At 56.5% G+C, this 19,269-nt stretch carries 18 protein-coding genes, 1 tRNA gene and 1 other RNA gene; 13 read left to right on the top strand and 7 right to left on the bottom strand.

What is annotated here, in order from left to right; all coding sequences use genetic code 11:
• Positions 1-460: 460 nt before the first annotated feature.
• Positions 461-685: a DUF433 domain-containing protein gene (locus WCO56_14085; protein MEI7730698.1), complete on the top strand. Its 225-nt coding sequence runs from the start codon at positions 461-463 to the stop codon at positions 683-685.
• Positions 686-836: 151 nt separating this feature from the next.
• Here the strand turns inward: WCO56_14085 and WCO56_14080 are convergent, their stop codons facing one another.
• Positions 837-971, bottom strand: coding sequence for a hypothetical protein (locus tag WCO56_14080; protein ID MEI7730697.1), 135 nt, complete (start codon positions 969-971; stop codon positions 837-839).
• Positions 972-1,305: 334 nt separating this feature from the next.
• Here WCO56_14080 and WCO56_14075 point away from each other — a divergent pair, with 334 nt between their 5' ends.
• Positions 1,306-1,467, top strand: a complete 162-nt coding sequence (locus WCO56_14075) for a hypothetical protein (protein ID MEI7730696.1) — start codon at positions 1,306-1,308, stop codon at positions 1,465-1,467.
• Between the two features lie 94 nt (positions 1,468-1,561).
• Here the strand turns inward: WCO56_14075 and rpsR are convergent, their stop codons facing one another.
• The 3 genes from rpsR to WCO56_14060 are packed head-to-tail and all read right to left on the bottom strand — an operon-like array spanning position 1,562 to position 2,607.
• A complete protein-coding gene (gene rpsR / locus WCO56_14070; protein ID MEI7730695.1) occupies positions 1,562-1,822 on the bottom strand; it encodes a 30S ribosomal protein S18 in 261 nt (86 codons plus the stop codon).
• 8 nt (positions 1,823-1,830) lie between these two features.
• Positions 1,831-1,998 (bottom strand): 50S ribosomal protein L33, encoded by a 168-nt coding sequence (rpmG, locus tag WCO56_14065; GenBank protein MEI7730694.1) that lies wholly within the window; start codon positions 1,996-1,998, stop codon positions 1,831-1,833.
• Positions 1,999-2,001: 3 nt separating this feature from the next.
• The gene (locus WCO56_14060; GenBank protein MEI7730693.1) at positions 2,002-2,607 is read right to left on the bottom strand and encodes a TraR/DksA family transcriptional regulator; all 606 of its coding nucleotides are present in this window, start codon (positions 2,605-2,607) and stop codon (positions 2,002-2,004) included.
• A gap of 268 nt (positions 2,608-2,875) precedes the next feature.
• Here WCO56_14060 and WCO56_14055 point away from each other — a divergent pair, with 268 nt between their 5' ends.
• The 7 genes from WCO56_14055 (at position 2,876) to WCO56_14025 (ending at position 10,625) form a co-directional block, all read left to right on the top strand.
• Positions 2,876-3,259, top strand: coding sequence for a VOC family protein (locus WCO56_14055; protein MEI7730692.1), 384 nt, complete (start codon positions 2,876-2,878; stop codon positions 3,257-3,259).
• A 316-nt stretch (positions 3,260-3,575) separates the two neighbouring features.
• The gene (locus WCO56_14050; protein ID MEI7730691.1) at positions 3,576-5,105 is read left to right on the top strand and encodes a nitrilase-related carbon-nitrogen hydrolase; all 1,530 of its coding nucleotides are present in this window, start codon (positions 3,576-3,578) and stop codon (positions 5,103-5,105) included.
• A gap of 73 nt (positions 5,106-5,178) precedes the next feature.
• Entirely contained in the window at positions 5,179-5,568 is a 390-nt protein-coding gene (hisI, locus tag WCO56_14045) for a phosphoribosyl-AMP cyclohydrolase (GenBank protein ID MEI7730690.1), read from the top strand.
• Positions 5,569-5,649: 81 nt separating this feature from the next.
• The gene (locus WCO56_14040; protein MEI7730689.1) at positions 5,650-6,213 is read left to right on the top strand and encodes a hypothetical protein; all 564 of its coding nucleotides are present in this window, start codon (positions 5,650-5,652) and stop codon (positions 6,211-6,213) included.
• A 74-nt stretch (positions 6,214-6,287) separates the two neighbouring features.
• A complete protein-coding gene (gene trpE, locus WCO56_14035) occupies positions 6,288-7,823 on the top strand; it encodes an anthranilate synthase component I (GenBank protein MEI7730688.1) in 1,536 nt (511 codons plus the stop codon).
• A gap of 123 nt (positions 7,824-7,946) precedes the next feature.
• Entirely contained in the window at positions 7,947-9,215 is a 1,269-nt protein-coding gene (locus WCO56_14030; protein ID MEI7730687.1) for a Gfo/Idh/MocA family oxidoreductase, read from the top strand.
• Between the two features lie 27 nt (positions 9,216-9,242).
• On the top strand, positions 9,243-10,625 hold the full coding sequence (locus WCO56_14025; GenBank protein MEI7730686.1) for an aspartate aminotransferase family protein: 1,383 nt from the start codon (positions 9,243-9,245) through the stop codon (positions 10,623-10,625).
• A 352-nt stretch (positions 10,626-10,977) separates the two neighbouring features.
• Here the strand turns inward: WCO56_14025 and purB are convergent, their stop codons facing one another.
• Positions 10,978-12,294, bottom strand: a complete 1,317-nt coding sequence (gene purB / locus WCO56_14020; protein ID MEI7730685.1) for an adenylosuccinate lyase — start codon at positions 12,292-12,294, stop codon at positions 10,978-10,980.
• A gap of 121 nt (positions 12,295-12,415) precedes the next feature.
• Here purB and WCO56_14015 point away from each other — a divergent pair, with 121 nt between their 5' ends.
• Positions 12,416-14,539 (top strand): PA14 domain-containing protein, encoded by a 2,124-nt coding sequence (locus tag WCO56_14015; protein ID MEI7730684.1) that lies wholly within the window; start codon positions 12,416-12,418, stop codon positions 14,537-14,539.
• A 2-nt stretch (positions 14,540-14,541) separates the two neighbouring features.
• Here WCO56_14015 and WCO56_14010 read toward each other — a convergent pair whose 3' ends face one another.
• Complete coding sequence (locus WCO56_14010) at positions 14,542-16,875, bottom strand: CotH kinase family protein (GenBank protein MEI7730683.1); 2,334 nt, start codon at positions 16,873-16,875, stop codon at positions 14,542-14,544.
• A gap of 304 nt (positions 16,876-17,179) precedes the next feature.
• Between WCO56_14010 and WCO56_14005 the strand changes: the two genes are divergently transcribed.
• Entirely contained in the window at positions 17,180-17,962 is a 783-nt protein-coding gene (locus tag WCO56_14005) for a type II secretion system protein (GenBank protein MEI7730682.1), read from the top strand.
• 109 nt (positions 17,963-18,071) lie between these two features.
• Here the strand turns inward: WCO56_14005 and WCO56_14000 are convergent.
• A tRNA-Lys gene (locus WCO56_14000) sits at positions 18,072-18,147 on the bottom strand.
• A 421-nt stretch (positions 18,148-18,568) separates the two neighbouring features.
• On the opposite strand from WCO56_14000, the gene ssrS reads away from it, so the two are divergent.
• Positions 18,569-18,750, top strand: a non-coding RNA gene (gene ssrS, locus WCO56_13995) — 6S RNA.
• Positions 18,751-18,797: 47 nt separating this feature from the next.
• Complete coding sequence (locus tag WCO56_13990) at positions 18,798-19,148, top strand: FmdB family zinc ribbon protein (GenBank protein ID MEI7730681.1); 351 nt, start codon at positions 18,798-18,800, stop codon at positions 19,146-19,148.
• Positions 19,149-19,269: the final 121 nt, after the last annotated feature.

Below are 19,269 nucleotides of genomic sequence, written 5' to 3'. Positions count from 1 at the left end.
CGCCTGGTGTTCAAATTGGTATCAAGCTAAATCTGGCAGATGCGGTGTTCTGAGCATGGACAAGGTTGTGTTCCATAGGGGTTGGGTTGGTGGTTGACGGCCCGGCCTGGCGCGCCCCGGATTCAGAGCGCGCGGCGCAATGCTGGAGCCGTGGTTCATGGGGAAAGGGTAAATTCGGCACCCGCTGGACGTCAATCCGCAACTGAAAGGTTCCCAGCGGAACTGGGAGGAGGAGTTTGGCGGGATCGGCGTCGGCGGGGCGCGGGTTGGCGGGGCGCGTTTACGGGGCGCCGGGCAGTTCGGGGGGGGGCCAGGGTTGGTTGCGGGGGGGGGCGAAGGGGGAGCAACCTACCCGAGGAAGAGCCAATCCATAGTTTGGGCTGTTCTCTGCGCTGTTCTGGCTTGCTGCACGATGATTCGCTGGCTTGACTTTTTCCATGGATCGGGGTTTTCTATGGCCATGAGTTTAATGGACCGCATAACTGTGGAACCGGGGAAATGTGGCGGGCGTCCGTGTATTCGTGGGTTGCGCATCCGCGTGAAGGATATTCTTGAAATGCTGGCCGACAGCGCCACGCCGGCGGAAATTCTCCAGGATTTTCCCGATCTTGAGGCGGAGGATATCAAAGCGGCGTTGCTTTACGCCGCGAATGGAAGCGACCATCTTGTCGTCAAGGCTGCGTGAATATACCCGGTGCCCTTGACGCAACCACTTTCAGGGTTGCCCAGTCACGGTGGACGGTAAACCCAAGGTAGAATCGGCCCTTTTACCCCTGACCGATTCAACCGTTGGGCTTCGATGCCGCAATCCTTTCAGGATTGGCCGGAGCGCCTGGCTAGTCCGCAGGTTCCCGTCGCCGCCATTGTAAGGCGAACTGGATGAGGATGCCGAAGCAGCCCAAACCGCCGCCGAGCAAAACCCCAACGGTCGCGCCAAGGAAGGTGGCCACGCCTACTGGTTGGGCTATCATTGCGGATTTCGGAACCCTCGAATTCGGAATGCGGATTGCGGATTGCGGAATACCGGACCGGTGTATGGTCTTATCTGTGTCCATCGGTGTTTATCGGTGGTTAATTTCCCGTTTTTTTACCACGGATTACTCGGATGGCACGGATGAAAGCACGGGGATGTAAAAAAGCGTAGAAAAAATTTGAGTAACCATTGAACGTGGTGTATGGTGTCACAGTCCAATCATGGATGGCCGTCATGAACGTTAAATTGACAGGTTGCTTCGAGGAAAATCCCAAGGTGGTAGTGTCCCTGTATCATGGCGTCATGCGGCGCACGAAAGAAAGGAAAGTCTCATGACAAAAACGTTTGATGTAATCGTGGAGGCACTTCGTAATCCAAAACACCCCTTCCGCAAAGCGGATAACCGCCCAAAAAAAGCACAAAAGAGCCGTTATGAGCGGCGAAAAATCAAAGAATACATCCATTTGGGAGAATGGACCGGCGAAGAAGCTTGACCCATGAATCCCTAAAAAAAGCCACGCGACATCGCGTGGCTTTTTTTGCGCCGCAAACGCGGCGCTAAAATCCAGAACAACAACGGACAACCGTCTATTTCATGAGCAACGCCTGCCGGGCGCGTTTGATGGCCCGGTTCATCTGCCGCTGGTAATGGGCGGGCAAACCGGTGTATTTGCGCGGCAGGATGCGTCCCTGATCGGTGACAAATTGTTTGAGCAAGTTGACGTTCTTGAACTCCAAGGCGTCCAACGTGAAGTCAATCTTGGGCTTTGGGCGGGGGGTGCGCGTCTCGTTGCGTGCCGAACGGGAATTACGTTCCCCCTTCTTCTCCGTATGCGTTTTGCGTGGCATATAAGCGTTTACTTGATTTCTTTGTGCAGCGTACGACGGCGCAGATTCGGATTGTACTTCTTGATCTCCAGCTTCTCCGTCTTGAGCTTTTTGTTCCTGGTGGTGGTGTAGCGCGAGGGCGCCTTGCCCTCTTTGCGCGCTTCCGTACATTCAATAATGACTGTTTCTCTCGGCATAAATTATTCCTTTTCCTTGACGGGCTTTTCGTCTTCGTCAGAGTCGCCATCTTCGACATCCGTCGCCCCTGAATTATCCACGGTGCCCAACGTACCCAAGCGACGCTGCCGCAGGGCGCCATCGCGCTCCAACTGCGCCTGGGCTTCCACGGTAAAACGAGTCCAAGGGATGGCATCCAAGCGGGCCTTGGGAATGGCTTTCCCAGTCAACTCGCAGGTGCCATAGGTGTCTTTTTCAATACGCTTGAGGGCTTCCTCAATTTCGTAAATCGCATCCTGATCCGCAGATAGCAGGCTCAACGCGAAATCACGGTCAAAATTATCCGTCCCGGAGTCGGCCATGTGCAAGCTGTAACTTTGCATCTCTTCCGCCGAATCCTTGGCCAAGCCGTCCATCTGATGCATGAGCCGGTCACGCAAATCCAGCAAAATGACCTGATACTTCTGCCATTCCGGCTTGATGTCTTCCGCGCTGCCAATTTTAGTATGGCCAACGGAGCGGCCCAAGATGGCGGAGGAGGTGGCAACCGTGCGTTGCTTAGCCTTCCCCTCCGGCGGTTTGGCCGGGGCGACGACTTTCTTCACGACAACTTTTTTCTTCGTAATCACAGTTAATCAATACAAAATTCATGGTTTCCGTTGTGCCTGCGGGAATCCCGCTAGCTGCCAACCGATACCCTAAAGAGTGCGCGAATGTACCAAACAAAAGGGAATATGCCACAAAAATTTTCATAAAAATTTTACCTGTTCGATTGGCCATCGTGGTGCAGCCAGTCCGCCACCCGCAGATTGGGGTGGGGAACTCCCGTCCAAGCCCATGAATTCTGCCGCCAAAATGATTTGGCGAAGGGGCTAATTCCGGTTATGGTTGTCACCCATGAGAGTTGGCCAATTACTGCATACGCGATACCGGGTAAACAACCTGGATGCAACGATTCGTTTTTACGTCGACGTGCTGGGTTTGGCGGAAGTCAAACGCCACAAGTCGCTCCGCGGTTCGGAACTGGTTTTCTTGAAAGCACCCGGCAGCGAGGAGCTGATCGAGATTTGCCACTTCCCCGCCAGCGGCCCGGTACAGGTGCAGCCGGATTTGACCCACCTGGCGTTCGCGGTGAAGGACTTGACGGCCTTCGCCAAACACTTGGAGAAATTCAATCTGAAATACTCCGATGGGCCACACCTGAAGCCCGACGGGGGCGGGATCGCCTTTGTGGATGCGCCCGAGGGTTATGAAATTGAGTTGATCCAGCCAGCCAAATAGCGGGGATACCGCGCGGAACGGACCGCGCCATCGGTAATCAGTATATAGTCCGCGCCGAAGAGGATGAGAAACGGTTCGCGTCAATTCTAGCGGTGGAGGCGTGAATTTCACGCAGGGAGACGCGGAAAAACCCGAACAGATGGCAGCCATCATGGCAGGTTAAAAATGGGGACTGGATTACCTGCCATGTTGCTGCCTGAATTTTGAGGTCCATCCTTCAGTTTTCTTTTCGGTATTTCGGGGTTCGGTATTCGGATTTTTCCTCTTAACTTGTGGCACGCGTTATGCTTCTGTAAGTTGTTGCATGAAAAACGCGGTGCCAATTCCAAAAGAGGACCCGTCCCAAACCGGGGGAAACCACTTCCAAACTTCGCATCAAGCCACGCATCCGGGCTGGTTATTATTGAAGATTTGCGCTGCCGCACTGGCTTTTAATGCGGCCAATAATGACTGGGGCTGGGAAGCGCTGATCCTGATTTATGCCTGGATATTGTATGAAATCGCCAAGGAAAGCAGTTCGCGCCGCGCCTTTTATGGCGGACTGGCGGTGGGCTTCCTTGGCTACGCGGGCCAGCTCCAGTTTTTCTGGAATATTTTTGGCCCGGGAGCCATGGCTTTGTGGAGCATTTTGGCGGTCTACATTGGCCTGTTCACCATCACCCTTCACCGGGTGCGCGTCCGATGGGGACCGGTAGTCGGGCTAATCGCTGCCCCGGTGTTGTGGATCGGTTGGGAGTATTTCCGCAGTGAGTTAAATTACCTGCGCTTCACCTGGCTGACGCTCGGCGGCACTTTGGCGGAGCGTGAATGCCTGAGTTGGACCATGAGCCTGGGCAGCTATGGAGTGGGCGGAGTTATCATGCTGGCCGGTGCGACACTTGGCGAATTACCCAGCCGCTACCGTACCACCGCCGCCGCACTGGTGCTGGCGATCGGTATGGAATTATCGGGTGTGGGGACAGCCCGGAAATGCGACTATACCACCGAGAAGGCAGCCGTGCATCCGCCAACCGCGATAACCCCGGAAGGTGCCAACAACCACACTCGTAGCCACAAAGCCTCGATCCCCATCAGCGCCACCAATGCCTTCAAAATTGGCGGGATACAAACCGAGAGTGCGATGGAAGATGAAAACCTGGCAATCCTGCGCCACACGTTGAAGGCTCACCCGGAATTGCAAGTGTTGGTCCTGAGTGAGTATTCGTTCTGCGGCCCCATTCCCCCCGCCGTCCGGGCGTGGGCCAAGGCTTCGCAACGTTACGTGATTGCGGGCGGCAAAGAACCGGTCGGGGAAGATTTTGAAAACAGCGTGTATGTCGTGGGGCCGGACGGCGAGGTGGTGTTCCGCCAAGTCAAGAGTGTGCCGATTCAGTTCTTTAAAGACGGGCTACCGGCGCGGGAGAAAAAGGTTTGGGCCAGCCCGTGGGGACGCCTGGCCTTTCCCATCTGCTACGATCTGAGTTACACACGGGTGGGCGACGCTTTTGTGGCACAAGGCACGCAGGGCTTTATTGTGGCGGCCATGGATTCTCTGGAGTGGGGCGAGAAAGCGCACCAGCTCAATGCCCGAATTACCCGCCTGCGGGCCGCCGAATATCGCCTGCCGATTTTCCGGTTGGCCAGTTCCGGGATTTCTCAATGCGTGCGCCCGGATGGCAGCACGCTGGCACAAACGCCGATGGGCTCCGAACTGTTCATCCTGGCGTCGAACATGCATTTGCCGGAGGCGGGCCGAATCCCCTGGGACCGCCATTTCGTCATGGCCTGTTCCGTGGCGGCGTGGCTGGCCCTGGGTTGGGGACTGTGCCGCCGCAAGGTTGTGATCGACCCAATTGAGGCAACCTGAACCGTCCGGGATCACAATAATCCCAAAAAACCAGGCTGGCATTTCCGCAAAAATGCGGTAGTTTGCGTCCCGCATGAGCTTTTATGACAAATTGAAGTTTGATTCAAACGGACTGATCCCGGCCATCATCCAGGAGCAGTCCACCGGACGCGTCCTGATGATGGCGTGGATGAACCGCGCTTCGCTGGAATCCACCATCGCCACCGGCAAAACGCATTTTTGGAGCCGGTCCCGCCAGAAATACTGGATGAAGGGCGAATCCAGCGGACATGTGCAGGTGGTGAAAAATGTGGCGTTTGATTGCGATGGGGATACGCTGCTGATTCAGGTGGAACAGACTGGAGCGGCCTGCCATGAAGGGTACCATTCCTGTTTCTTCCGCAGCATCGAGGACCAGGGCGAGACCTTCAAGGTCACCGAGCCCCAGCTCCAGAAACCGGAAGAGATTTACGGCAAGAAATAACCCGATTCGGCGCGTAACGATCCGTTCGTTTGGCACGATTTTGGGTTGAGCGGCGGGCGGCCAACCGCGAGGCATATCATCATGGAAGAAACCATCCCTTTGGGCAGCGAAGCCTATTTTATTTTTCTGGCGGCGCTGACGTTTGGGCGCGGGATGGATTTCCTGAGCACTTGGGTGGCAACGCCCAACCTGGTGTTGGAGGCCAATCCCATCGCCCGCAAGCTGGGCTGGAAATGGGGGCTATTGCTGAATGTGGCGCTGTGCGGCGGGTTTGCGCGCTGGCCGCTGGCGGCAGTCATCATCACCACCACCAGTCTGCTGGTGGCCGCCCGCAACTTCCAATCGGCTTGGCTGATGCGGTACTTGGGGGAATTACGGTACAGCAGCCGCATGATCGAACATCTGGAGCGGGTTCCCCTGGGCTTGTACCTGGGCTGCCTGGCCGGGCAGACCTTTTTGGTCGGTGGCGTTGGGGCCTGCCTGATGTTTTTCTGTGATCTGGACTTGATCCCCTTTGGCATTGGTGTGGGCTTGGTGGGGTACGCTTTTGCTGTGCTGTTTTATTCCCTGCTTTCCTTGTGGCGCATCCGGCGGCAATCGGCTAAAACCTACGCCATGACGGACCCGGACGGTCCAGAACAATAATTGGCGCAACGTGACCGAAATACAAAATAGAGTTGTAGATAACGCAGAACCAGAGACGTTCTGTCCTCCCATGTATGTATCATCCAAACCTTGATGAATTTCTGGCGCTGGCCCGCCAAGGCAACCTGGTGCCGGTCACCCGCCGCCTGCTGGCGGATTTTGAAACCCCGCTTTCGGCCTACTGCAAAATTCGCGGCCAGGGCGAATCGTTTTTGTTCGAGTCCGTGGAAGGCGGCGAACACCTGGGGCGCTATTCGTTCGTGGGCTGCAACCCGCGCGCGGTCATCCGCCAAACGGATAACCGCGTCGAGGTGCTCGAAAATGGCAAGGTTGCGGAACAGTTTATCGTCACCGGTGCCGGCGGTCCGCCAACGGACCGTACCGTGCGGGACGGGCTTGAAGTGGTGGAACGGGTGTTGCAGCGCTATCAGGCGGTCACCGTGCCCGGACTGCCACGTTTCACCGGCGGCGCCATTGGGTATATTGGTTACGAATTCATTCACGACATCGAACCGGTTGTGCCGCGTCCGCCGCAGGACGATTTGGGCACGCCGGTAATGTATTTCCTCATCGCCGACGAATTGCTGGTCTTTGACCGCGTGGCGCAAACCATCACGATCCTAGTCAACGCGTTTGTGAACGAGCACAGTTCGCCCGCCGAGGCATACGAGGAAGCGGTCTCGGAAATCGAGCGCCTGGTATCGCTGCTAGAACAGCCGGTGGAATACCGGCATGTGACCGTGACCGGAGAAGCGCCGGACTTGCCGGTGGAATCCAATCTCACCCGTGAACGCTTCATGGACAACGTCGTCCAGGCGAAAAAATTCATCACGGCAGGAGATATCATCCAGGTGGTTGGTTCGCAACGGTTCACGGCCACCATTCAGGCGTCGCCCATGGAAGTGTATCGCGCCGCGCGCACCATCAATCCCTCGCCGTACATGTTCCTCCTGGAACTGAACGGCTTTTCCCTCGTGGGCGCTTCGCCGGAAATTCACGTCCGCTGCGAAGACCGCCGCGTGGAAATCCGGCCCATCGCCGGCACCCGCGCGCGGGGAAAAACGGAGGAACTGGACCAGGCACTGGAGAAAGAACTGCTGGCCGATCCCAAGGAACGCGCCGAGCACGTGATGCTGGTGGACCTGGCCCGCAACGACCTGGGCCGCGTCTGCGAATACGGTTCCGTGCGAGTGCGGGACCTGATGATTATCGAGCGGTACAGCCACGTCATGCACATCGTTTCGCAGGTGGAGGGACAACTCTCCGCTGATCGCACGCCCTACGACCTCATGCGCGCCACGTTCCCCGCCGGCACCCTGAGCGGCGCGCCAAAAATTCGCGCGATGCAAATCATCTCCCAGTTGGAACAGACCGCGCGCGGTCCCTATGGCGGGTGCGTGGGATATTTCTCGTTCAACGGCAATCTGGATTGCTGCATCACCATCCGCACCGCCCTGCTGAAAGACGGGCGGGCGTACGTGCAGGCCGGCGGCGGCTGGGTGAACGATTCCACCCCCGAGGCGGAGTTCACGGAAACGGTGAACAAATCCAAAGCCATGCTCAAGGCCGTGGCCATGGCAGAAACGTTTGCGCAAGGACGGACGGCTTAAAGCGGCCAGGTTTAGGGCAAAATAAAACGTTCATGAGCGCACTGGTTTTCGCCTTCAGTTGTACCGTCGTTTATGGCGGGCCCAGGTGACGATGGTTATGCCACACTATATTTTGTAAAACCTATGAACCATCGAAACAGTCTGGATGTGGTCCTCATCGGTGGCGGAATGATCGTCCACGACCAAATCCTCCCCTCCGTGTATCACCTGCAACGGCTGGGACGGGTGGGTAAACTGTATATTTGCGCGCAGCATAGCACCTCACTCAACGCGCTCAAAGCCAGCGCGTCCCTGCAACAGGCGTTCCCGGGACAGGACTTTGTGCCCATGCCGCGACTGGATGAACCGCCGGATCGCATGTATCCCGATTTGTACAAGGAAGCGCTGGCCCGGCTGGCCCCCCGCCAGGCGGTGATTGTGGCGGTGCCCGATCAGCATCATTACCCCGTGGTGCTGGAAGCGTTAAAGCGGGACCAACATGTTCTTTGCGTGAAACCGCTGGTGCTGAAATACCAACAGGCGCACGAAATTGAACTGCTCGCCCGCGAGAAAGGGCTGTTCGTGGGCGTCGAGTATCACAAGCGTTTCGATCACCGTTCCCTCATGGCCAAGCGCCAGTATGCGCAGGGCCACTTCGGTGAGTTCACCCTCGGCGAGGCCAAGCTGATCGAGCCGTACTATTACCGGCACTCGAATTTTCAGAACTGGTTCACCTGCGACATGACCGATCCGTTTGTCTATGTCGGCTGCCATTACGTGGACCTCGTCTATTTCATCACCGGGCTGAAGCCGGCGTCGCTCTCCGTTTCCGGCGTGAAAGGACGTTTCCCCAATGGCAAGGAAGGCTACCTCTGGTCCAACGGCCGCGTGCGCTATGAAAACGGCGCGCTGCTTTCCGTGACCGACGGCCTGGGTTATCCCGATGATGCCGCCGGCAGCAACGACCAGGGCTTGCTCATGTATTGCGAGGGCAAGAATGCCAGCGGCATGATTGAACACCGTGACAATGATCGCGGCGTGCGCCACAGCTATCTGGAAGGCATCGGCTGCGGCGGTTCCAAGTATAATTATGTCAGCCCGGATTATTTCCGCCTCGTACCGTGGGAAGGCCCCGGCTTCAAGCCGGTGGGCTACGGCTACGATTCCGTCGCCGCGCTGCTCGATACCATGAACCGGATCGAAGCGGAGACCGCCGCCCTGACCGGCGATCACGCCTTGCGCCGCCGGCGCGAACTGCTCGCTGAAGTGGATCAGCAGGGCATTCTGGCCACCCCGGCCAACAGTTTCATCAACGAACTCGTCGTCGAGGCGGCCCGCATTTCCATCGTCAATGATGGCGCGTGGGTGGACATTGCGTACGGTACACATCCCAGTGTGGCCTCGCGCCGCTGAACCAGAACATTTACGATACAATAATTTATGGGAAAAGAATTCAGCATTATTCCCCGGGAAGTTGCCCGGGTGGAAACCAAATATCGCCGCATTGTCACCCCGGTTCCGCATCCGGATTCCGTGCCGACGCTGGAAACCCTGCGCCAGTTTGAGCCGCAATCCATGCGCGGCCAGCCGCCGATTGTGTGGGAGCGCGCAGAAGACATCTTTGTCTATGACAAATACGGCAACCGCTGGCTCGACTGGAGTTCCGGCGTGCTCGTCACCAACGCGGGGCATGGCGTCAAGGAAATCCGCCAGGCCATCGTGGACCAAGTCAACAGCGGGCTGATCCATAATTACTGTTTTCCCAGCGAGGAACGGGCGGCGCTCGTGCAGTGCCTGGCGGGTGTTGCGCCGGAGCCGCTGAAAAAAGTCTTTTTGCTCACCACCGGTTCTGAGGCCACCGAATGCGCCATCAAGCTGAGCCGCGCCCACGGCATCCAGGTGGGCGGCAAACGGAAAATTGCCATTCTCAGCTTCGAGCGCGGTTTCCACGGACGCACCCTGGGCTCGCAACAGGCCGGCGGAATGGCCGGACAAAAGGCATGGATCGTCAATGAAGACCCAGCCATTATCCAAATGCCATTCCCCGATGGCTATTGGACCACCGACACCAGCTTCGACGCCTTCCTGGCCGTGCTCGTGCGCAAGGGATTGGCGCCGGAAGATGTGGCGGGCGTGATGATGGAGACCTATCAGGGCGTCGGCCCGGATTTCGCACCGGTGGAGTACGTGCAGAAACTGCACGCCTGGTGCGCCAAGCACAACGTCGTGCTGACCTTTGACGAAGTACAGGCCGGGTTTGGGCGCACCGGTAAATTCTGGGCGTTTGAACATTACGGCGTGGTGCCGGACCTGATCTGCTGCGGCAAGGGCATCAGCAGTTCCCTGCCCCTTTCCGCCGTGCTTGGCAAACCGGAGATCATGGACCAGTTCGGTCCTGGCTCGATGACCAGCACCCACACCGGCAACCCCGTCTGCTGCGCTGCCGCAATGGCCAGCATCAAAAAGATTCTGGACGAACACCTGACCGAAAATGCCGCCAAGCTGGAACCCATCCTGCTCGCCGGTTTGCGCGCCATTCAGGCCCAGCATCCCAACGTCATTGGCCACGTGACCGCGCGCGGCTTGGTGGCTGGCTTGCAGATCGTCCAGCCCGGACGCAAGGAACCGAACCACGACTTGGCGCACGCGATCATTGAACGCTGTTTCCAGAAGGGGCTGCTCATTTTCGCGCCCGTGGGTGCCTGGGGCCAGACAGTAAAAATCGCCCCGCCGCTCACCATCCCCGAAGCCGCCCTGCGCGAAGGCCTCGCGGTGCTGGCGGAAGCGGTTCAGGAATCCGTGGCTGTCCTGGCGAAGACCTAACGCGATAGCAGAAAATGGAAAACCAAAATTTTGCAGAAAAATCAAACACCGACATGGCAAAAAGATCAGTTGGCAAAAAAATTAATCTCGTAAGATAGGAGCTTGGAGTTGGAAGCCAGCGGCGAGCGGAGACGCGATGGACAGGATGCCAATATGAAAAACTACTCCAAAAGGAGTCCAAAATTACACCGGTGCGGGCGGTGTAGTGGGGTGGTTTGATTGGGTGATTGGGTTCAACCAGAATCCACCGCTCAATGCGAATCGCCGCACGTGGCTTTCCAAGAACCGCCAGGACTCCCCCGCGCACTCCCGGTGACACGCTGGGCATCACCGGAGAGTGTGGCGGCGGGCATTAGACAATCCCGACCTTCTTAAAGCGTGCCTTGACCTGTTTGAAATGAAAGTCGAGCGAGCAGAGCTTCTCCAATTCTCCCGCGGCAAAGTGTTGCGCCACTTCCGGATCTTTGCGCAGCTCTTCCAGAAAATTGGCGTCATCGCGGCCCGCATGCTTGGTGGCCCAGGTCTTCATCGCGCTGCGTTGCACCAATTCATAGGCTTGTTCGCGCGTCAGGCCTTTCTTGATCAGGGCCAGCAGCACGGTCTGGGAATTCCACATGCCCAGGGAAAGCCCCAGGTTCTTCTTCATGTTCTCGGGATAAACGATCAGGCCTTCCGTCAGTTTCGTCAGTAGCGCCAGCATGTAATCCAGCAAGGTGCAGGAGTCGGGGAAAATAATGCGTTCGACGCTGCTGTGGCTGATATCCCGTTCGTGCCAGAGGGCCACGTTTTCCATGGCGGCCAGGGCGTTGCCGCGTAACACGCGGGCCAAACCTGTCAACCGCTCGCCAGTGATTGGATTGCGCTTGTGCGGCATCGCGCTGGACCCTTTCTGGCCTTTGGCGAAAAACTCTTCCGCTTCCAGCACCTCGGTGCGCTGCAAATGCCGGAACTCCGTGGCCCAACGCTCGATGCTGGCGCCGACCAGGGCCATGGCGGACATGAACTCCGCGTGAATGTCCCGCTGAATCACCTGGGTGGCCAGCGGCGCGGCTTTCAGCCCGAGTTTCTTGCAGACAAAATCTTCAATCTTCGGCGAAAGATGCGCGCTGGTGCCCACCGCGCCGGAAAGTTTGCCGACGGCCACTGTTTCCCGGGCGGCTTCCAACCGCCGGATGGCGCGGCCAAATTCATCGTACATCAGCGCCAGCTTCAGTCCGAACGTGGTGGGTTCGGCATGGATGCCATGGCTGCGCCCGATGCAGGGGGTATTGATATGTTCCTTGGCCTTCCTGGCAATCACTGCGCGCAGATCCTTGAGATCCTGCAACAGGATGTCTGCCGATTGGCTCATTTGCACGGCAAAGGCGGTGTCCAGCACATCGCTGCTGGTCAGGCCAAAGTGAAACCAACGGCTGGCGGGAGCGTTGATATATTCAGCCACGCACGTGGTAAAGGCGATGACGTCGTGGTTGAGCGTTTTTTCCAGTTCCTTGCAGCGCTCCACATTAAAGCCGGCTTTGGAGCGCATGATCGCGAAATCAGCGGCGGGCACGACGCCTTCCTGCACCAATGCCTCGGTGGCCAGCAGTTCGATCTGCAACCAGATTTCCAGTTTGCGCTGTTCTGTCCAAATTTCCCGCATCGCGGGACGCGAATAACGTTGTATCATAAGCCCATGCTAACGGCTGATCGGCTGGGCGTCGAGTGCGGAATGAAGGGGCATGGGTAAACGCGTTATTTTGCCATTTCCTTTTCCTGCCGTAGTTTGCATGATGTGCCGGTTCGCAGGCATGATGAAACACGACCGCAACTTGATTCGGGTGATGGCGCATAAAGCGTGGTTAAAAACCACTGGCTGGCGCGTCGGGTTGCTCCTGGTCTTGGGGGTACTTGCCGGTGCGCCCTTAAGGGCGGATACCTGGCATGATGCCGGGGCCTCATGGCGCGTGCGGGTCCATCCCGTCAAGAATTCCCCGGGCGGTGCGCCGGTCAGCGTGGTTTCGGTGGCTCCTTGCGGAATTGACGCCGCCCGTTGCAAGGTGAGCGTGTACACGGCGGACGGTACTCGCGTAAATGCGGGGTTACTCTGGGCGACCAATGGCGACATGTTCAAAATCGCCTTTGATACCGGCACGGCGTTTAGCGGTTCCTCCTTTCTCGTCTATCTGCAAGAAAGTGCCAAACCCGAGATCAATACCTGGCGCCCGACCGCTGGCTTGTTTCTGGAAACCCGACGCGCCCAACCTGGCCGGTTCGATGAGTGGGATCGGGCTTTGCGTCAATTTAATTCCAGCGGCCCTATTTTGGGCCGCAGCCCGGTCTCCCTGATTTTTCAAGGGATTCACCCCCATGGCGCGGCCACCAATTTCATGGGGTATTATTCCGGATACATCAAAATTCCCAAGGCCGATGAGTATGAGTTCTGCATTGTTTCATCGAGTCCGTCGTATCTGCGCATTGATAACAAACTGGTGGTGAACCGCGGGCCGCAAGAACGGGGACGCGGCACCCACGGACAGTTCAGCGGCAAAGCGCGGCTCGCCGCCGGACGCCATCAGATTGAATATTTGTTCATGCATACTGGCGGGGAATGGCTGGCCGAGGTGGGTTGGAAGCCGCCGGGGGCCAAGTACCTGGACCTCATGCCCGGCAGGGTGTACGAGCCGGTGGGCCAATTCGAGGTGGTGGAATTTGAAACCGCGCCGGGCGCGCCGCGGCGTGCCTACTTTGAATGGGAAATGGTGGACCACAACATGGTGGATGATATGGCGCTGGTCAACGTTGGGTTCCGTGCTTTTGGTCTGGCAGATGCAATCACCTACCAATGGGAATTGGAGGATGGCTATAAAGGACAGGGCAAGCAGCTCTTGCATCCGCTGGCAGCGCGCGATCTGCGGCGGGCTACGTTGGAGGTGACGGATCAGGATGGGCACAAAATCACGCTGGGACAAGCCGTCAATGTGCAACCGAACTGGTTGCTGGCGCCGGAATGGTCAGACCCACTGTTCGAGAAACAAAAAAAGATGATCGTGGGTTCCAATAATGTGCCGCAAATGCAGCCGGAGGATTTGCGGACGCTGGTTAAATTTGCGGATCGCGTGGAGGATCGCGCCTTGCTCACGGCACTGGGCACCGCGTGTGTGCGAGCGCAGGAGCAGTTTAACCAGGTGCAGGCGGAAGCCTTTTATTTGCTCGGATTTCATTACGAGCATCCCGAGATGCGCGACTATAAAATGGCGGAATTATGCTGGCGGCTGGCCATGGAACGCGCGCTGCCATCCATTCGCGAAAAGGCGCGTCTGCGCAATGCCATTTTCCAAGTGAACATTGCCGGGAAACCGCAGGAGGCTTTGCGGTTGCTGGAGAGGATTGAACCGACTTTTCTGGAAACCACCGAGGTCCGCCTGAAAACGTTGACGCAGGCCGACGCACTTTGGCTGCAAGGCAAGGTGCCGGAGGCGGTGAAAATTTATGAAACCGTCGGCAACCTTGTCAATGAACTGAGTCGCACCCAAAACATGCGCAACCGAGCGCGTCTGGAAAGTGCCCGTGATTTTGTGCGGCGCTTTGAATACACCAAGGCCGAGGAGGTCTTGCGCCAACTTGAGTGGGAAACGCCTTTGGAACGCATCTCCATGGAGGCGGGCACCACCCGCATTCAATTGTATCTGGGCCGTAAGGAATATCCCCGCGCCCTGACCCGTTGCGAGCAGTTGCTCCACGTGGCGGTGGTGGACATTCACCGCTCCGAACTTATGTATTACCAGGCCGAAATTTATAAAGCCCTGGGGCAGGACGAGGAAGCGGGCCGGGTGCTGGCCAAGTTGCTGAAAGATTATCCGTATAGCGAGGCCACCGCCAAAGCCAAGGATAAATGGGGTATCTCCTTGCCCGCGGATAAAAAGCGCAAATAACCCTATTTTTTCGTAACTGTAAACTTTGCCATGACTCTGCTAGACCAGGGGGTGGAAGTGGGGGGACCACCAGTTTGCCGCTGGTTAGGATTATGCGCCCGCGCCGTGACAAAGGTACTCGCCTTGAATTGCAGCGGGCCAGTGTATGCAATGGCGTTGGAGGAGATGCCGCCTTGCGACAGACGTGGATCGGAGCCGTCGAGGGTATAATAGACGGTGGCATTGGTGGGCCCAGCGATGGTCAGACTAAATTCTGGGGTGATTTTGCCGCCCAGTTGGCTGAAACGAGGCGGTTGCACCAGTTGTTGATCAATGAAATCCACCCGGCTAGCGAGCCAGCGTTTCATGAGATCAATCTCTGATTGGTAGCTGCCACCGCGCAATGGGACACCCCATCGCTTGGTCTCGCGCGGTTGGGCCTCCCGCAGTTCGCCCGCCAGCCGGTCCGTCAAGGCATTCAGGCTGTCCAGCGAGAACAGGTTCTGGCGCAACTCCTGCCAGCGGTCCACCCACAATTGCCAGAAATCTGGGTCGCTGAACAGCCGGTTCCACCAGGCTGCGTCAAAGAACGGGCCGGTATTCCACTGGCGGGGATTGTCGTCGCGGCCATCCGTCGAGCCCAACGCGCGGTCAAAATCCCAATGCGGGCCAAAGATGAGTTTTCCGTTGCGCGGTTTATGAAAATAGGTACTCAACACCAGGGTATCCACGTTACCACTGAGCACCTCCAGCACATGAAAATCTATCCATGAATCCACATCAATGAAGGCCCGATACCCTTTAATTGGATCTTTCCAATTGGGACCATGGAGCGCATGTTCAAAGTCTGTGAAATAGGTTTTGAGATATTCCTTTTGCGGGGCACGTTGTGGCAGGTTAATAACCCGCTCTTTGGGTTCGATATAGGCCATGGTGGTGCCAGCGGCGCTCAGCCCGGCTTCGTCTGGCCCCAGCCGATCCACCTTGAGCAGATACCCACCGGTTACCTCCGGCGGCTTTAAATCATCAGGGCCAACCCGATCCATGACCAGGCGGTGCTTGCTCACCTTGATCTTTTCCTCAAGCACGTAAATGCCATTATAGTGAGTGCTGGTCAGTGGGCCGTTTTTGCGGGATAAATACACTTCTACGAAGCGGGTTCGCGGAGAATAGCGCCCCATGGAACGACTTAACTGGTGAACAAACGGGTTATGAATCATCACCGGTTCATAGTTGTCCACCGCATAGAGTACCCAGTCCGACTCTGATGGCAGACCGAGCACCGCGTGATGCTGCTCATGATTGAACTCATCCAAGAGTTCCACCGCAAAGCTGGCTTTGGGCATATCACGGGTGCTGGAACCACGCCCATGAAAACCGCCGCGTATTGCCAGCGCGGGGGGGTTAGTGAACGAGGTTTTTCCATTGACCGGCTCATAGAATAGCAGGTTGGCGTACATGGAATGCGATAAAGCCGGCAGTTCCTTGCCGAACGTGTCTATCACGATCACCGGCAGCGTGGAGGTGAACTCCACCACGTTGGTATGCAGCAGGAGGAACGCCTCACTTTGCGGCGGGCCCGGAAGCAAACCATCCTGATAAACCCGGGCGCGGACCTGGATTGAGTTCGTGATGAGCAACGGGGCGGTATAGATTGGCGCGGCACTCGTCGGCAGCGAACCGTCCAGCGTGTAGCGAATCACCGTTTTGGGTGTCGCGCATGAAAGCTGGAGCGGGAACGGAAGGGTAAAACCGCCGCTGGACTTCGAAAATGTGACTTCTGGGGCGAACTCCGGTCCTCGGTACCCGTTCGGCTTGCCGGGCGTGGGATGCAAAAACGCGCCACAGAGCGCCAACTCCCCGCGCAGTCGCCCGTATGAAACATCGGAGACTTGTTTGGGATAGCCGGCGAACTCCGAGAGCATTGCCTTGGCTGGACTCACCAGCGCCAGGTAACCGCCTTGCGGGTTCAACTGAAAACGGGTGTGGAGATGCGCCAAGTCGTTAGTGCGATCCTTGCCGGAAGCGAACACCACCATATATGTATCGGACAGCAGCACCACTTTTGGGAAACGCCATTGTGCCAGGTTTGTGCGGTTATCTGTCAAGTAACACCCTTCGAGGCTGATGGCGGTATGGCCGCCATTGTAAAGCTCGATCCAACCGGAACGCTTGCCTTCCTCATCCCGCAATCCATGCTGGTTAACAGCCAGAAACTCCGTGATACAAACCGATTCCAGCGGATTGGCTGCCTGACTTCCCCATGCCAGTCCCAACAGCATACCCCAACCAATCAAAAAGGTGCGCAGTTTGAAAAATTGCTGAACCAAGGCAGTTAAGGGCACAGAAACGGGCATGGGAGCCCCCCATTGCGGAGCATGGCATCGGATTGTTATTCCGTCCATTCCCGCCAAACCGTGGTTGAATTGCTGGTTCATGTGCAGAAAGGTAGGCCTGCGAAATGAGTGGTCAAGACCTAAAACGAATTGAACCAAGGTTCACCAACTATTTGGCATGATTTATGCGGTCTTGTAGAAACAGGATTTAATGCGGGTAGTATGCGTGAGGTTTGCCCGTTATGCGTGAAAATCACGCATGTTACTTTTGTAAAAATTGAACTTGTTTGCGTGGCTATCAAAAACTATACTTATAACCAAGACTATGAACACAAGATTTACCAGTAAACGGGGGTTCACCCTGATTGAACTCTTGGTGGTGATCGCCATCATCGCCATTCTCGCCGGTCTCCTACTCCCTGCCTTGGCCAATGCCAAAAGAAAAGCGCAAGGCACCATGTGCATGAATAACCAAAAGCAGCTTGGCTTGGGTTGGATTATGTACGCGGACGACAATGAAGGGGTGCTGGTACCGAACATGGGCAGCCAACCCATTACCGCTACAAACCTTATGTGGTGTGTGGGCAACATGCAAACCGCCGCAGACAAGACCAACACCGCGCTCCTGATCAACGGTCTGCTCTATCGCTACGTCAACAGCACTGAAATCTACAAGTGCCCGGGCAACCAACAGGGTGTGGTGCGTGGCATCACCATGAATTGCGCCATAGGCAATACGAACAACACTGTAAGTGGTGGCCTCGCGTTCAGAAGATCGGTCAGCATCACCCGACCTTCTTCCTTTTTCGTGCTGATTGATGAAAATGATACCAGCATCAACGATGGTTATTTCCGGATCGATTACACAGCTACGTACAGCGCCTTTATGTGGATTGACAAACCAGCCACCTACCACGGTGAAGCAGCGGGGATGTCCTATGCGGATGGGCATGCTGGGATGAAACGCTGGCACTCTCCAACCGTACTTCACACTCCCGGCACGACTGCAACTGCGCCTGATTTCAGCGCTAACGATCATATCTGGATCGAACAGCACGGTACGGACCCAAGCAATAACAACCCTTGGCCTGCGCCCTTCGTGGAATGAGTGCCATTTCTGTTTGTGACAGTGGTGGTGCCAAATGAATCGCCATGCGAGTCGGCCTTCGAGCTGATTACTGAGTGGTAATTGGAAATACTTCGGCCCGCTGAAGAAGTGGTGCCCCGGCTAGGACTCGAACCTAGGACCAATTGATTAAGAGTCAACTGCTCTACCAACTGAGCTACCGAGGCAACCGATTTTTTTTAGCACTTACACCCGCTTTGTGCTTTCGTTTTATCCGCCCATTGCATCCCTCACGATCCCCGTCTGTGCTCATGAACACCAGACTATTGGACCCAACGGCTCACTCACGCGAACCCGCAAAGGACGCGTAATAGAACAAATCTTTCGCCTGGTGGCAAGCGGAAAAGTTTTTTTTCTGACCGCGGCTGATTTGTCGCTTTTTCGCAATTTATCCACCGCTATGTTTTTACGATTTTCCGTGCGGCCCATTTTCCGCACAACTTCGTCCTCGTTCGACTCAAAATATAATGATTTTTTTCTTGCGAACGGCGCAGGGCTGGTCCATATTGAAAGCGTGGCCGGTGACTGCAAGTGGTAGATGGTGGTTGGCCGGTTTCTTTGAGAAAAAAATTTATCGGGTATTCGGTTTTAACCCTGCCCGGTTCGTGATTCGAAACTAAGTCCTTGAACCGTAAGTAAGCTAAACGCGGAGCCTCTATTTCTAAGTCCGCCGACATGCCTTAATTGGAAGTCGAGAGACAGTGATCGGGTTCCACCTGTATCGTCGCAGTTCAAAGGAACTGTTTGCACACGGCCATGGCGGGGTTATTTTTTTCTTAAACTTCCATTCATTTCATGCCAGCATCGCCAAGTCTTTATGCCGACGTACGATTATATTTGTGAAAAGTGTGGTCACCAGTTTGAACACATTCAATCCATGAAGGACGCACCCCTGAAGGTGTGTCCGAAAGATGTTTGCCCACAAAAACGCTGGGGCAAGGGTAAGGTCAAGCGCGCCGTGGGCACTGGCGCCGGGCTGATTTTCAAAGGTAGCGGTTTTTACATCACCGACTACCGCAGCGAAGGCTACAAAGCCAGTGCTAAAAAAGATGTGGCACCGGCCACCGCTCCAGCCAGCACGCCGGCCAGTTCCAGCACCGCCAGTAAACCCTCGGAGGGCAAGTCCCAAAGCCCGCCCGCCAAGTCTGAAGCGAAACCATCCAAATAAGCCTGCCCTCGGCAGCACGCTTCAATCCGCGCCACCGGTTTTCCGCAGCAAGCAGAAACGCCAAACCGTCTTCCCGCGTATTCGTCATCGCCATTCTGAATTGGCCACGCCAGGGAGCTGC

The sequence above is a fragment of the Verrucomicrobiota bacterium genome, assembly GCA_037139415.1.
Classification (GTDB): domain Bacteria; phylum Verrucomicrobiota; class Verrucomicrobiia; order Limisphaerales; family Fontisphaeraceae; genus JBAXGN01.
This window is presented reverse-complemented; position numbering and strand designations above follow the sequence as displayed.

Excerpts from the sequence above, each read along its gene's own strand:
- WCO56_14085 (MEI7730698.1), top strand. The coding sequence starts at position 461 with ATGAGTTTAATGGACCGCATAACTGTGGAACCGGGGAAATGTGGCGGG.
- WCO56_14080 (MEI7730697.1), bottom strand. The coding sequence starts at position 971 with ATGATAGCCCAACCAGTAGGCGTGGCCACCTTCCTTGGCGCGACCGTT.
- WCO56_14075 (MEI7730696.1), top strand. The coding sequence starts at position 1,306 with ATGACAAAAACGTTTGATGTAATCGTGGAGGCACTTCGTAATCCAAAA.
- rpsR (MEI7730695.1), bottom strand. The coding sequence starts at position 1,822 with ATGCCACGCAAAACGCATACGGAGAAGAAGGGGGAACGTAATTCCCGT.
- rpmG (MEI7730694.1), bottom strand. The coding sequence starts at position 1,998 with ATGCCGAGAGAAACAGTCATTATTGAATGTACGGAAGCGCGCAAAGAG.
- WCO56_14055 (MEI7730692.1), top strand. The coding sequence starts at position 2,876 with ATGAGAGTTGGCCAATTACTGCATACGCGATACCGGGTAAACAACCTG.
- hisI (MEI7730690.1), top strand. The coding sequence starts at position 5,179 with ATGAGCTTTTATGACAAATTGAAGTTTGATTCAAACGGACTGATCCCG.
- WCO56_14040 (MEI7730689.1), top strand. The coding sequence starts at position 5,650 with ATGGAAGAAACCATCCCTTTGGGCAGCGAAGCCTATTTTATTTTTCTG.
- trpE (MEI7730688.1), top strand. The coding sequence starts at position 6,288 with ATGTATCATCCAAACCTTGATGAATTTCTGGCGCTGGCCCGCCAAGGC.
- WCO56_14030 (MEI7730687.1), top strand. The coding sequence starts at position 7,947 with ATGAACCATCGAAACAGTCTGGATGTGGTCCTCATCGGTGGCGGAATG.
- WCO56_14025 (MEI7730686.1), top strand. The coding sequence starts at position 9,243 with ATGGGAAAAGAATTCAGCATTATTCCCCGGGAAGTTGCCCGGGTGGAA.
- purB (MEI7730685.1), bottom strand. The coding sequence starts at position 12,294 with ATGATACAACGTTATTCGCGTCCCGCGATGCGGGAAATTTGGACAGAA.
- WCO56_14015 (MEI7730684.1), top strand. The coding sequence starts at position 12,416 with ATGATGAAACACGACCGCAACTTGATTCGGGTGATGGCGCATAAAGCG.
- WCO56_14010 (MEI7730683.1), bottom strand. The coding sequence starts at position 16,875 with ATGCCCGTTTCTGTGCCCTTAACTGCCTTGGTTCAGCAATTTTTCAAA.
- WCO56_14005 (MEI7730682.1), top strand. The coding sequence starts at position 17,180 with ATGAACACAAGATTTACCAGTAAACGGGGGTTCACCCTGATTGAACTC.
- WCO56_13990 (MEI7730681.1), top strand. The coding sequence starts at position 18,798 with ATGCCGACGTACGATTATATTTGTGAAAAGTGTGGTCACCAGTTTGAA.